General features: G+C 69.9%; 8 protein-coding genes. 3 read left to right on the top strand and 5 right to left on the bottom strand.

What is annotated here, in order from left to right; all coding sequences use genetic code 11:
- A partial coding sequence (locus tag FNH04_RS27860; RefSeq protein ID WP_152788547.1) for an ABC transporter permease occupies positions 1–821 on the top strand: 821 nt, incomplete at its 5' end.
- A complete protein-coding gene (locus FNH04_RS27855) occupies positions 814–1,650 on the top strand; it encodes an ABC transporter ATP-binding protein (protein ID WP_386575758.1) in 837 nt (278 codons plus the stop codon). The genes FNH04_RS27860 and FNH04_RS27855, both read left to right, overlap by 8 nt.
- Positions 1,651–1,721: 71 nt before the next feature.
- Here FNH04_RS27855 and FNH04_RS27850 read toward each other — a convergent pair whose 3' ends face one another.
- The 3 genes from FNH04_RS27850 to FNH04_RS27840 form a co-directional block, all read right to left on the bottom strand.
- The gene (locus tag FNH04_RS27850; RefSeq protein WP_152788548.1) at positions 1,722–2,768 is read right to left on the bottom strand and encodes a glycosyltransferase; all 1,047 of its coding nucleotides are present in this window, start codon (positions 2,766–2,768) and stop codon (positions 1,722–1,724) included.
- 104 nt (positions 2,769–2,872) lie between these two features.
- Positions 2,873–5,851, bottom strand: a complete 2,979-nt coding sequence (locus tag FNH04_RS27845) for a bifunctional glycosyltransferase/CDP-glycerol:glycerophosphate glycerophosphotransferase (protein WP_152788546.1) — start codon at positions 5,849–5,851, stop codon at positions 2,873–2,875.
- A 255-nt stretch (positions 5,852–6,106) separates the two neighbouring features.
- Positions 6,107–11,035, bottom strand: coding sequence for an NAD-glutamate dehydrogenase (locus FNH04_RS27840; RefSeq protein ID WP_152788545.1), 4,929 nt, complete (start codon positions 11,033–11,035; stop codon positions 6,107–6,109).
- A 739-nt stretch (positions 11,036–11,774) separates the two neighbouring features.
- Between FNH04_RS27840 and FNH04_RS27835 the strand changes: the two genes are divergently transcribed.
- Positions 11,775–12,341: a DJ-1/PfpI family protein gene (locus FNH04_RS27835; protein ID WP_152788544.1), complete on the top strand. Its 567-nt coding sequence runs from the start codon at positions 11,775–11,777 to the stop codon at positions 12,339–12,341.
- Positions 12,342–12,408: 67 nt separating this feature from the next.
- Here FNH04_RS27835 and FNH04_RS27830 read toward each other — a convergent pair whose 3' ends face one another.
- Together FNH04_RS27830 and FNH04_RS27825 are read right to left on the bottom strand one after the other, a co-directional pair.
- The gene (locus FNH04_RS27830) at positions 12,409–13,074 is read right to left on the bottom strand and encodes an HAD family hydrolase (protein WP_152788543.1); all 666 of its coding nucleotides are present in this window, start codon (positions 13,072–13,074) and stop codon (positions 12,409–12,411) included.
- Between the two features lie 92 nt (positions 13,075–13,166).
- Positions 13,167–13,682 (bottom strand): DUF6912 family protein, encoded by a 516-nt coding sequence (locus FNH04_RS27825; RefSeq protein ID WP_152788542.1) that lies wholly within the window; start codon positions 13,680–13,682, stop codon positions 13,167–13,169.
- Between the last annotated feature and the right edge of the window lie 140 nt (positions 13,683–13,822).

Below are 13,822 nucleotides of genomic sequence, written 5' to 3'. Positions count from 1 at the left end.
GTGCCCGCCCCTCCCTGCCCGAGTACGTACGGCAGCTGTGGGCGCGCCGGCACTTCATCACCGCGTTCGCCACCGCCAAGCTCACGGCGCAATACAGCCAGGCGAAGCTCGGCCAGCTCTGGCAGGTGGTGAACCCGCTGCTCAACGCGGCGGTCTACTACTTCATCTTCGGCGTCCTGATGGGCACCAGTAAGGGCGTGCCGGACTACATCCCGTTCCTGGTCACCGGCGTCTTCGTATGGACGTTCACACAGAGCTCGATCATGGCGGGGACCCGGGCCATCTCCGGCAGCCTGGGGCTCGTCCGCGCGTTGCACTTCCCGCGCGCCGCGCTCCCCGTGTCGTACGCCCTCCAGCAGCTCCAGCAGCTGCTGTTCTCGATGGCCGCGCTGGTCGTGATCCTGCTCGCCTTCGGGGTGCCGGTGACCGCGTCCTGGCTGCTGATCGTGCCCGCGCTGACGCTGCAGTTCATGTTCAACGCCGGCGTCGCGATGGTCGTGGCGCGGATCGGCGCCAGGACACCGGACGTCTCCCAGCTGATGCCGTTCGTGCTGCGCACCTGGATGTACGTGTCGGGCGTGATGTGGAGCATCGACAAGGTGCTCGCCGACCAGCGGCTGCCCCACTGGGTGCACGTCCTGCTGGAGTGCAATCCCGCCGCCGTCTACATCGACCTCGTGCGGTTCGCGCTGATCGACAGCTTCCACGCGAGCCTGCTGCCCCACCACGTGTGGGCCGTCGCTCTCGGCTGGGCGCTGCTCGCCGGCGTCGGCGGGTTCATCTACTTCTGGAAGGCTGAGGAGACCTACGGCCGTGGCTGACACCGTCCTGACCCGCCCCCACGAGACCTCACCCGCCGAGCCCGGCACCCCTCCCGAGCCCGTGCCCACCGTCATCGCCGACCGCGTCGACATCGTCTACCGGGTCAACGGCACGGGCGCGGGCCGCGGCTCCGCCACCGCCGCGCTCAACCGCATCCTGCGCCGCAAGCACACCGAGAAGGCGGCGGGCGTACGCACGGTGCACGCCGTGAGGAGCGTGTCCTTCACCGCCCACAGGGGCGAGGCCATCGGCCTCATCGGCACGAACGGCTCCGGCAAGTCCACGCTCCTCAAGGCCGTGGCCGGACTGCTCCCCGTGGAGAGCGGCCACATCTACACCGACGGCCAGCCCTCCCTCCTCGGTGTCAACGCGGCCCTGATGAACGACCTCACCGGCGAGCGCAACGTCCACCTCGGCGGCCTCGCCATGGGCATGTCCCGCGAGCAGGTCAGGGAGCGCTACCAGGAGATCGTCGACTTCTCCGGCATCAACGAGAAGGGCGACTTCATCACGCTCCCGATGCGGACGTACTCCTCCGGCATGGCCGCCCGGCTCCGCTTCTCCATAGCCGCCGCCAAGGACCACGACGTGCTCCTGATCGACGAGGCCCTGGCGACCGGCGACCGCTCCTTCCAGAAGCGCTCCGAGGCCCGTATCCGCGCACTGCGCAAGCACGCGGGCACCGTGTTCCTCGTCAGCCACAACAACAAGTCCATCCGGGACACCTGCGACCGGGTGCTGTGGCTGGAGCGGGGCGAGCTCCGCATGGACGGCCCCACGGAGGAGGTCCTGAAGGAGTACGAGAAGTTCACGGGCGGCAGGAAGTAGCGGGCGAGCACGCCCTCACCAGCGCCTCTCACCTCTTCAGGAGCACACCCGTCTCTTCAGGAGCACACCCGTCACCGATCCAGGAACGCGAACAGCTCCTCCCAGCGCCGTACGATCTCGTCCGTCGTGTAGCGCTGGATGTTCGCGCGGGCCGTCTCGCCCATGCGGTCCCGCAGCTGCTTGTCGGCCATCAGGAGGTTTAGCTTGCGGGCCAGTTCGCCCGTGTTCCCGGGCGTGGCCAGCAGTCCGTCCTCGCCGTCGCGGATGATCTCGCGGACGCCGGGGGCGCAGTCGAAGGCCGCGCACGGGACGGCGGTGGCCATGGCCTCCAGCAGTACGAGCGGGAACCCCTCGCCCCGGGAGGACTGCACGAAGACGGAGCCCGCGCGCAGGGCGCCGGGAACGTCGTCGGTACGGCCCATCCAGGCCACCGAGTCGTCCAGACCCAGCGCGGTGCACTGCTTGCGCAGGATCTCCTCGTCCTCGCCGGAGCCGTAGATCCGCAGGGTCCAGTCGGGGTGGCGCGTCGTCACCTCCGCCCAGGCGTCGAGGAGCATGTCGACGCCCTTCTCGTCGCTCAGCCGGCCGACGCTGACGACGGCCTTCTCGGTACGGGGCGAGGGCACCTCCGGCATGAAGGGCAGCGGGTTCGGCATGAAGGACGCGTTGTTGAGGCCCCGCCCGATCCACAGGTCGGCGTCCTCACGGGTGAGGGCGAGCATGCGGTCGACATCCCGGTAGTGCCTGAGCACCCGCCGGAAGCGCGAGCTCTTCCGGCAGGTCTCGAACGCCTCGTGGCTCATCCCGATGACGGTCAGACCGGTCGTGTCGGCGAGCCCCACCCACTCCATCGCCCACACCTGCGCCACGATGACGACCCCGCCGGGCCGCGCGCTCCGGAAGAGCGCCGTCAGCCGGGCCGCCTGCTCACGCATGCTCGCGTCCCGGGCCCGGCCAGGCCTCGGGGGCTGGCCGTCGTACAGCGTCGTGGTCGGGTACGGGAGGTCGCCCAGCTCCTGGGCGACCACGGGCGTGGTGATGCCGATGACATGGACGCGATGCCCGCGCCCGGTGAACAGCCGGGCCATCTGGTGCGACCAGCTGGTCACCCCGCCCAGCTCGTTGACGCTGTTGGTGACGAGGAAGACATCCCTCTGCGGATACGACTGCCTCTGCGGATACGACTGTCCCTGCGGACACGACTGGTTCTGCGGATGCGGGGTCACACACGCCTCCACTGGGCGAAGAACTGGTCGACGATGCTCTGGGCGGCATGCCCCTTGTCGTACTCGCCGAAGTCGGCGACGAACCGCGCACGGGCCCCGGAGTACTTGACCGACTGCCTCTCCAGGGAGCCGAGCGCCGCGTACAGGTCGTCCTCGGTACGGACGACGGGCCCGGGAGCGCGTTCGAGGAGGTCGAAGTAGGTGCCGCGGCCCTCGTGCACGTACTCCTCGTAGTCGTACGCGAAGAAGAACATCGGCCGGTCGAGGAGCGCGTAGTCGAACATCACGGACGAGTAGTCGGTGATCAGCCCGTCGGCGAGGGTCAGGAGCGGGGTCACGTCGTGATGTGCCGAGACGTCGATGACCCGGCCCCGGACGGACGGCGGAAGCACGACGTGGTTGAGGTAGTGGGAGCGGACGAGGAGGGCATACCGGTCGCCGAAGGTGTCGGCGAAGCGCTCCACGTCGAAGGGCAGCTCGAAACGGCGCTGCCCGGCCTGCCGGAAGGTGGGCGCGTAGAGGAGGATCCGCCGGTCCTCCGGGATACCCAGCTCGGCCGCGAGCGGCGGGCGTCCAACGGCTCCAGGGGAGGCGGCCGCCTCCCGGGCCCTTACGAGCGCGTCGTTGCGCGGGTAGCCCACGCGCAGCAGCGTCTTCTCCTGCAGGCGGAAGGCCCGCGCGAGGGTGCGTACGTCGTGCTCGGAGCGGACGAGGAAGCGGTCGAAGCGGTCGAGGGTGCGCTGCTGTTCGGTCTGCTCGGCGCGGGACTTCAGCTTCCACTCCGACGCGTCGAACCCCATCCGCTTGAGCGCGGAGCCGTGCCAGGTCTGGATGTACGTCGTCTCCGGGCGCTTGGTGAGCTTCAGCGGGTAGCTCTGGTTGTCGATCCAGAACTCGGCGCGGGCCAGGGCCTGCAGATACGGCAGCGACCAGCGGCGCACCAGCACGGCGTCCTCGGGGAAGCCCTTCGGCTTGTCCGCGTACGCCCACACGGCCTCGAACTGCAGGCCCTGGCGGCGCATCTCCTCGTAGAGGGCCCGGGGGCTGTCGCTGTACTGCCGGCCGAGATGGCTCTCGAAGACGACCAGGCCCTTCTTCACGGGCAGCCTGCTGAACACCTCGTGGTAGAGGCGGATCTTGGTGTTCCCGGAGGCGAGCGTCTTGCGGACCGATCTGGCCCTGCGGTAGCCGGACTTGGCGAGCCGGCCGGGGGCGCCGTGGATTCCGCGCAGGACGAGGGCGTTCGCCTTCTTGTCGGGGACGAGCCGGAAGCAGAGGTGACCGCGGGAGGAGATCTGCGGCTCGATCCGGTCGGCGACCAGCCGGGTGAGCCGGGGGCGGACGGGCAGCAGCCCGGTGGCCAGACCCGGCTCGGAGGCGGTGAGCCGGGTGGTGGTGCGCACGCCGTCGGCCTCCAGATGGAGCCGTACGTCCCAGACCGCGTCCACGATGCCGACGGGCCGCAGCACCCGCCCGAGATCTGCGGTGGCCTCCCAGGCGATGGCCTCACCGTCGTGCCGCAGGGTGTCCACGGGGAACCGGAAGGTCTGGAAGCGGACGCCCTTGCGGCGGGCACCGAACTCCAGCTCGCCGGCCAGGCGGGCTTGGGGCGCGATGACACCGAGCGGGTTGTTGATCCGCCCGGCGAGGTGGACGGTACCGCTGCCCCTGCCGCCGGCACCGGCACCGGCCGGGGCCTGATACCGCGTCAACTCGTTGCGCAGGAACATCCGCTCGATCGGCTTGGTGTGGTAGCCGAGCGCGGTGACGTCCAGGACACGACGGGCGAACTCCCCGTCGACAGGGTCGTCGAGGTGCTCGGCACACCAGTAGATCCGGCCGTCGCGCTCGGCGAGCGGGGCGGAGACCTTGTCCCGGTTGGTGAGCGTGTCCACGGCGGGCAGCAGATTGGCCCAGTCGCTTCTGCGCAGCAGATAGGCGCAGACGGCGTGGATCGGCTCGGTCTCCTCGTACGCGGCCGGGTCGATCGACTCCAGGTACTCCCGGGCGAGCGCGGCGAACTCCCTCCGGTAGGCGGCGTCACGGAAGGGCAGGTCGCGCAGGTGCAGCACGAGGTCGTGCTTGAGGAACTTGACGTCCTTGTGGAACTTCAGGTGCGGCAGGCCCTGGTCGACGAGCAGCCGGTCGACCCGGCGGTGGATCTCCATACGGTGCGCGAAGTTGGCGATCTCGGCGCGCCGGTTGCTGATCGACTTCGTGGCCGAATCGCCCGGATTGCTGACGACGTTCCAGTCGTAGACGCGGTTGGGGATCAGTGTGATGCGCCGGGCGGCGACGTACGCCCGCGCCGAGAAGAGCAGGTCCTCGTAGTGGATGCCGACGGGGAACTCCAGGCCGTGCTCCAGGAGGAAGTCACGCCGGTAGCACTTGTTGGTCGACAGCGTGTCGTAGACCAGCAGGTCGGGCAGCTCGGAGACCGACTCCAGGGTGCGGGTGCGCGTGTACAGCCAGGGGTACCACTTGCTCTCCCTGGCGGTGCGCGCGTCCACGTGGACGCGGACACAGAGTCCGGAGACGAGGTCGGCGCCGGTGGTCTCTGCGGCCTCCAGCATGTTGCGGCAGGCGTTGCGCTCCAGGACGTCGTCGCTGTCGAGGAACAGCACGTAGTCGCCGCGGGCGTGCCGGATGCCGTGGTTGCGCGGGGCGCCGCAGCCTCCGCTGTTCTCGGGCAGCCGGTGGGCCCGTACGCGGTCGGGGTGCTCGGCTGCCAGAGCCCGGGCCATGTCGTACGAGCCGTCCGTGCTGCGGTCGTCCACGATGACGACCTCCACGCTCCGCAGCGTCTGGTCCAGCACGGAGCGCACGGCCGTGGGCAGCCGGGCCTCGTCGTTGTAGACGATCACGACGACGGAGACGGCGGGTGGTGCGGGGAGGGCGGAGGACGCCTCGGGCTCGGACTCCAACTCGGACTCGGACTCGGACTCGGACTCGGGCGAGCTTCGATCCACGTTCATCCCATTGATCGTAGACATACCGGTTTGACCCGACTACAACGTGTAGTCCACTTGCAGTCCATTTGTGGGTCACTCAGGTAGATGTCACGGGAACGGGACGGGTTGCTTCGGGGACGGTTCGGGGCGCCCCCGGATGGGGGCGCCCCGAAAGCGGCGCGGGGCTGTGTCAACGTGCGGCTCCGCCGCGTGGGCGCGACAAGACACAACGAACCCGCAGCCGCGAAACAACGTGCGCCACCCCTACGGGCGCGCGCCCTACGAATGCGTGCGCAGCAACGTCCGCATCGTCCGCATGGCCACCGACAGATTCGCCAGGTCGAACGCGTCCGAGCTCTGGATCTCCTCCAGCGTCGTACGCGCCCGGCTCAGGATCGCCGCGTTCCTCTGCTCCCACACCTTGAAGCGCTGCTCGGGCGTGGCCGCGCCGTTGCCGCCCGACAGGACGTCGGCCGTGAGCGCCGCGTGGGCCGCGTAGAGGTCCTCACGGATCGCCGCGCGGGCCATGGACTGCCAGCGGTCGGCGCGGGGCAGCTCGGTGATGCGGTCCATGAGCTGGGTGATCCGCAGCCGGTCGGCGAGGTCGTAGTAGACCTCGGCGACCTCCATCGGGTCCCGGCCCACCCGGTCGGAGACCGAGACGATGTCGAGCGTCGGGAAGGCGGAGGAGAATCCGGAGACCCGCGTGGCGAGCTCGTCGGTGACACCGGCGCCCGTCAGCTCGTCGTAGATCTTCTGGTACCACTCCTGGTCCGCGCCGCGCAGCAGCTTGGGCAGCTCGGCCCAGACCCGGTCCACACCGTCCTTGTAGAACTCGATGGTCCCGGTGAGCTCCAGCGGCTGCGGCCGGTTGTTGAGCAGCCAGCGCGTGCCGCGCTCCACCAGACGGCGGGAGTGCAGGCGGATACGGGTCTGGACGTCCGCGTCGACCTGGGTGTCGAGCCCCTCCACGGCGTCCCACACCGCGCCGGAGCCGAAGATCGCGCGGGACGCGGTCTGCGCCCGGACGATCTCCTCCAGCGAGGCGCCGGTCTCCTCGCGCAGCCGGTGCAGGAAGCTCGTACCGCCCGTGTTGACCGTGTCGTTGACCAGGAGGGTCGTCGCGATCTCTCGGCGCAGCGGGTGGCTGTCGATGTGCTCCGGGAACTGCGCGCGCAGCGCGGTCGGGAAGTACGCGTGCAGCAGGCTGCGCAGGTACGGGTCGTCCGGCAGCGTGGTGTGCAGCAGCTCGTCCGCGACCGTGATCTTCGTGTACGCGAGGAGGACGGCCGTCTCCGGGCCGGTGAGCCCGTGTCCGCCCGCGAGCCGCTCGCGGATCTGCCGGTCGGTGGGAATGAACTCCAGCGCCCGGTCGAGGTGGCCCTCGCGCACCAGGTGGCGGATGAACCGCTGCTGGGCGTGGAGCATGTCCTTGGACTGGGCGAGGGCGTTGGCGATGGCCGTGTTCTGCGCGTAGTTGTTGCGCAGCACCAGGCTGCCGACCTCGTCGGTCATCTCGGCGAGCAGCTTGTTGCGCTGCTTGACGGTCATGTCGCCCTCGGTGACCAGCCCGTTGAGCAGGATCTTGATGTTCACCTCGTGGTCGGAGGTGTCCACGCCCGCGCTGTTGTCGATGGCGTCGGTGTTCATCTTTCCACCGCGCTGGGCGAACTCGATCCGGCCCAGCTGGGTCAGGCCCAGGTTGCCGCCCTCACCGACGACCTTGACCCTGAGGTCGGCGCCGTCGACGCGGATGGCGTCGTTGGCCTTGTCGCCGACGTCCGCGTGCGACTCGGCGGACGCCTTCACGTACGTGCCGATGCCGCCGTTCCACAGCAGGTCGACCGGCGCCTTCAGGATCGCCTTCATCAACTCGGCCGGCGTCATCTTGGACACCTTGCCCTCGATGCCGAGGGCCTCGCGGATGTGGCTGTTGACCGAGATCGCCTTGGCCGTACGGGGGAACACGCCTCCGCCGGTGGAGATCAGCTCGGTGTCGTAGTCCTCCCAGGAGGAGCGCGGCAGCTCGAACACACGGCGGCGCTCGGCGTAGGAGGTGGCCGAGTCCGGGTTCGGGTCGATGAAGATGTGCCGGTGGTCGAAGGCGGCGACCAGGCGGATGTGCTCGCTGAGCAGCATGCCGTTGCCGAACACGTCGCCGGACATGTCGCCGATGCCGACGACCGTGAAGTCCTCGGCCTGCGTGTTCACGCCCAGCTCGCGGAAGTGCCGCTTGACGGACTCCCAGGCGCCGCGGGCGGTGATGCCCATGCCCTTGTGGTCGTAGCCGGCGCTGCCGCCCGAGGCGAACGCGTCGCCGAGCCAGAAGTTGTACGACTGCGCCACCTCGTTGGCGATGTCCGAGAACGTCGCCGTGCCCTTGTCGGCGGCGACCACCAGATAGGTGTCGTCCTCGTCGTGCCGTACGACGTCGGCGGGCGGTACGACCTCGCCGGCCACCATGTTGTCGGTGATGTCGAGCAGCGCCGAGATGAAGGTCTTGTAGCTGCGGATGCCCTCGGCCATCCACGCGTCGCGGTCCACGGCCGGGTCGGGCAGCTGCTTGGCGACGAAGCCGCCCTTGGCGCCGACGGGCACGATGACGGTGTTCTTCACCATCTGCGCCTTGACCAGGCCGAGGATCTCCGTCCGGAAGTCCTCACGCCGGTCGGACCAGCGCAGGCCACCGCGTGCGACCTTGCCGAACCTGAGGTGCACGCCCTCGACCCGCGGCGAGTACACCCAGATCTCGAACGCCGGGCGCGGCGCCGGGAGGTCCGGGATGGCCTGCGGGTCGAACTTCATGGAGACGTAGTCGTGCGGCCTGCCGCCCTGCGCCTCCTGGAAGAAGTTGGTTCGCAGGGTCGCCTTGATGACGGTCAGGAAGGACCGCAGGATCCGGTCCTCGTCGAGGCTGGCCACCTGGTCCAGGGCGCTGTCCAGCTCCTCCAGGAGCGCGTCGACGAGTTCGAGCCCGGCACGCTGCCGCTCCGGCGCCATCCGCGCCTCGAACAGGTTCACGAGCAGCCGGGTCGTGTGGACGTTGTTGCGGAGGGTGTCCTCCATGTAGTCCTGGCTGAAGGTGGAGCCCGCCTGGCGCAGGTACTTCGCGTACGCCCGCAGCACCATCGCCTCGCGCCAGGTGAGCCCGGCGCTCAGCACGAGCGCGTTGAAGCCGTCGTTCTCCGCCTGCCCGGTCCAGGTCGCGGCGAACGCCTCCTGGAACCGCTCGCGCGCGTCGTCACCCAGGTCGCCGCTGCCGCTCAGGTTCTTGGGCAGACGCAGCCCGAAGTCGTAGACCCACGCGGGCGTACGGTCCGCGCAGCGCAGCTCGTACGGCCGCTCGTCGACGACCTCGACGCCGAGCCGGTTGAGGACGGGCAGCACGGCGGAGAGGGAGACGGACTCGCCCCGGCGGTAGATCTTGAACCGCCGCTCACCGGGACCGGCGCCCACCGGCTCGTACAGGCTGAGCGCGAAGTCCTTCTCCTCGTCCAGCTGTTCGAGGTGGACGAGGTCGGCGACCGCGGCACGCGGGCTGTGGTCGGCCTTGTAGCCCTCGGGGAAGGCATTGCCGTAGCGGCGCGACAGCTCGGCGGCGCGCTCCTCGCCGAGCTCGGCGTTCAGCGCCTCGGCGAACCCGTCGGCCCAGGAGCGGGCCGCCTCCACGAGCCGCGCCTCGATGCGCTCCTTGTCGGCGTCGCTGAGCTCGGACAGCTCGGTGCCCTGCGGGACGCGGACCACGAAGTGCAGCCGGGAGAGGATCGACTCGGTGTTCCAGGCCGTGAAGTCGACGCTGGTGCCGCCGAGTTCCTCCTTCAGGATGTCGATGATCCGCAGCCGTACACCGGTCGTGTACCGGTCGCGCGGCAGGTAGACGAGGGCTGAGTAGTAGCGCCCGTACTCGTCCTGGCGCAGGTAGAGCCGGAGCCTGCGCCGCTCCTGGAGGTAGAGGACGGACGTGACGATGGACTGCAGCTCACCGGCGGGCGTCTGGAACAGCTCGTCGCGCGGGTACGTCTCCAGGATCTGGAGCAGGTCGCGCCCGTCGTGGCTGTTGGGCGAGAACCCGGCGAGCTTCAGCACGTCGTCCACCTTGCGGCGGATGACGGGCACGCGCCGTACGGACTCGGTGTACGCGGCGGACGAGAAGAGCCCGAGGAAGCGCCGCTCCCCGACGACGTTCCCTTCCTGGTCGAACTTCTTCACGCCGACGTAGTCGAGGTAGCTCGGCCGGTGGACGGTGGCGCGGCTGTTGGCCTTGGTGAGGACGAGCAGCCTGTGCTCGCGGGCCTTGGCGCGGGCGTCGGCGGGAAGCCGCTCGAAGGAGGGGCTGACCGGGTGGCTCTCCTCGGTGTGGTGGTGCGGGTCGGACCGCAGGATGCCGAGGCCGGTCCCGGGGACGGCGGCCAGCGAGTCGTCGTCCCGGAGTTCGTACTCCCGGAACCCGAGGAAGGTGAAGTGGTCGTCCGCCAGCCAGCGCAGCAGCTCGCGGGCCTCCTCGACCTCCTCGCCCTGCAGGTCGTCCGCGGTGGGCTCGGCGGGCAGCTCGTCGGCGATACGGGCCGCCGCGTCGCGCATCTTCTCCCAGTCCTCGACGGCCTCGCGCACGTCGGACAGCACGCGCAGCAGGTCGGCGGTGATCTGCTTCAGATCGGCGCGGTCGGTCTCACGGTCGATCTCGACGTGGATCCAGGACTCGGTGTGCGCGTCGTGCGGCAGCTCGCCGGCGGACGGGGTGCTGAGCATCTCGACGAGCTTGCCGGTGACATCGCGCCGCACGACGACCTGCGGGTGGATGACCACGTGGATGCCCCGCCCCTGGCGCGACAGCTCGTTGGTCACGGAGTCCACGAGGAAGGGCATGTCGTCGGTGACCACCTCGACGACGGAGTGGCTGCACGTCCAGCCGTTCTCCTCGACGGTCGGGGTGTGCACCCGCACGCTGGCCGTGCCCTGGGGGCGATTCTCGGCCAGTCGGTAGTGCGAGAAGGCGGCTCCCAGGATGTCGACCGGGTCGCGGTCGGTCAGGTCCTCCGGGGCGGTGTGCCTGTAGTAGCGCTGGAGAAACGTGAGCACGGTCTCCCGGTCGGGGGTGCCCTCGCCCGTCGTCCCAGTCGGTAGGCGCCCCCCGACCGGGCTGTTCTCAGCTACCCGTGCGGCCCTCTCGAGCAGCTCGGCCTTGGCTTCGTCCAGCTTGGTCTGCATTGTCCTCTGGCTCCTGTCGCGCGCCGTTGCGTGACGTAGAAGGAAGTTCGGTCTCTTCCCTGACGACGTGACGTCGTGACGCGGGGTGTCCGGTCTCTCTCGACGCTATGCCGCCAGGTGAGATGTGCGGGGGTATCTGAGCCAATTTTGAGCTGCCCGACGGGTGTGACACTGGTCTCGGCAGCGCCTCTGTCCGGGGAGTGCTCGGCGTCCTGGGAAACCTCGATGTCCCGTCCCGCCCGCGAAGACCAGCGACCGCCACCCGGACACGGTTGTGGACCGTGCTCTCCGGGCGCGGGACAGGGATGTCAAGGCCCCCGCGCCATATCGCGCTGATCACGCCACCAGGCTATCGCTCCGGGCGGGTCCCCCGTCATGAGCCGTATGTGTACAAAACCAGGGCCGGAAGTTTGACGTTCTGCACAGATACGCGGCGGCTGGGCCCCATCCGCCCCGCCGGTACCGGTGCTCCCGCGGCGAGCCCGCCGATTCCTCTGCCACGGTGGGCCCACCCCGCTCTCCGCGGAGAGTCCGCCCACTGAGCCCGTGCGGCCGGCGACGCTTGAGGGTGATGCCGTTCGGGCTGATAGTGGGGGCTGGGGCGCAGCCCCGAGTGGTCGGGCCGGCTCCGGGGGCCGTGTGGCGCGCATGGACCCTTGGCAGGGCCTCTCCCCCGAGGCACGTTGCCCATGACGCCCGGCAGCAGGGCGCACACCACGGCTGAGGGGAGCGCAGCGACATGTCAGCCAAGATTCTGATCGTCACCGGCGACGCCGCGGAGTCACTGGAGGTCCTGTACCCGTACCAGCGTCTGCGCGAGGAGGGATACGACGTCCACATCGCGGCCCCCGCCCGCAAAAAGCTCCGGTTCGTCGTCCACGACTTCGAGCCCGGCTTCGACACGTACACCGAGAAGCCCGGCTACACCTGGCCTGCCGACCTCGCCTTCTCGGAGGTCGACCCCGGCCAGTACGTCGCCCTGGTCGTCCCCGGCGGACGGGCCCCCGAGTACCTCCGCAACGACCCCGAACTCCGCAAGATCCTCAAGTCCTTCTTCGACACCGACAAACCGGTCGCCCAGATCTGCCACGGCCCGCTGCTGACCGCGGCGGCCGACGCCCTCCGGGGCCGCCGCGTCACGGCGTATCCGGCGCTGGAGCCGGACATGCAAGCGGCCGGCGCCACGTTCCAGGACGCGGAGGCCGTGGTCGACGGCACTCTCGTCTCGTCCCGCGTCTGGGCCGACCACTCCGGCTGGATGCGCGAGTTCCTCACGATCCTGCGCGCCAAGGCGCCTGTGACCTGACCCGACGGGACCCTCCGAGGAGGCGGGCGCACACGGCGACCGGACGACCGGAGCGGCCGGACAGGTCCTAGGCCACCAACCGCTCGGCCTCGGCGACCGCCTCCTCAAGGGTGTCCACCACGGGCACACCCACCACCTCAAGGCTGGCCCGGCTGTGGGAACCACCGGTGTACAGCACCGCCTGCGCGCCCACGTGCCGCGCGGACACCGCGTCGTCGGCCGCGTCACCGATCACCACCACCCGCGCGGGCTCCACCCCGGCGAGCGCGCCCACATGCCGCACCATGTGCTCGGCCTTGCTGCCGCCGGACGGCCCGGTCCGCCCGTCGACCCGTATGAAGTGCGGCTCGATCCCGAAGCCCCTCACCAGGGGCACCAGCTCTTCGTGCCCGTACATGCTGAGGATCGACTGGCTGTGTCCGGCCGCCCCCCAGTCCGTGAGCAGCGTCGGCACGCCCTCGGTCAGCGCGCAGGCCGTGCGGTGCTCCGCGTAGTACCGGTGGAAGATCGCGTCCATGATCTCCCACTCCTCGTCCGTGGGCAGCCGGCCGATCAGCCGCTCGTAGAACTTCGGCACCGGCACGCAGTACAGCGCCCGGTACCGCTCCAGTGTGAGCGGCTCGATGCCGAGCTCGGCGAACGCCGCGTTGGTCGCCCCGATGATCGCCTCATTGTCGTGGAACAGGGTCCCGTTCCAGTCCCACACAATGTGCGCTGCTCCGTTCTTCCGCATGCCAAGAACGTACCCGCCACCACTGACAACGCACCGTGACCACCGCGGCACGATCCGGTGCGCCTCGCGCCGCGACGTGGAAGTCCGGGTGCTCAGTCCCCCTGTCCCACCAGGTTGGGAATCTCCTGCGTCGCGTACCACAGCAGTTCGTGGTCCTCCGCGCCGTCCACGGTGAACTGGGCGTCGTCGTCCCCCTGGTCGGCCGCGCCCAGCGCGTCCGCGGCGGCGGAGACATCGGCCTCGGCGTCGTCGGAGTCGACGTGCACGGCGGCCGTCCTGGCCAGCGGCACCGGACCGGCGACCCGTACCTCCCCGAGCGCCGAGGGGTCGAGACCCCGGTCCGGGTCGGCCACCGCCGCCCCGTCGGGGACGTCGACGGCGACGACGACCCGCCGCCGGAGGGTTCCCGGCTCCACGGCGAGGAGCCGCAGCGAGGCGAGGGCGGCGCGGCTGAGAGCCGCGTACTCGAGTTCCTCGATGTCGTCGGAGAGGTACCACTCCCGCAGCGCGGGCGTGACGGCATAGGCGACGAGCGGCCCCTCTCCCAGCTCACCCGTCTTGTACGCCTCGGCGAGACCGGGAAGGGTCAGGGGGACGTAGACGCGCATGACGAGCCGCTTTCGTAGTCGGGAAGGGCGAAGCCGCCGCAAGGGCGTCACCCAGGATACGTGCGGGGGTCCCCCATCGGGTTCCCGTCCACCCCCTCACGGCGTCCACTCACCGCCCCTCGGTTCACCCGGTACACCCC

The sequence above is a fragment of the Streptomyces phyllanthi genome, from assembly GCF_009377205.1.
GTDB lineage: Bacteria > Actinomycetota > Actinomycetes > Streptomycetales > Streptomycetaceae > Streptomyces > Streptomyces phyllanthi.
Note: the sequence above shows the minus strand (reverse complement) of the source record. Positions and strands in the feature narration are given on the sequence as shown.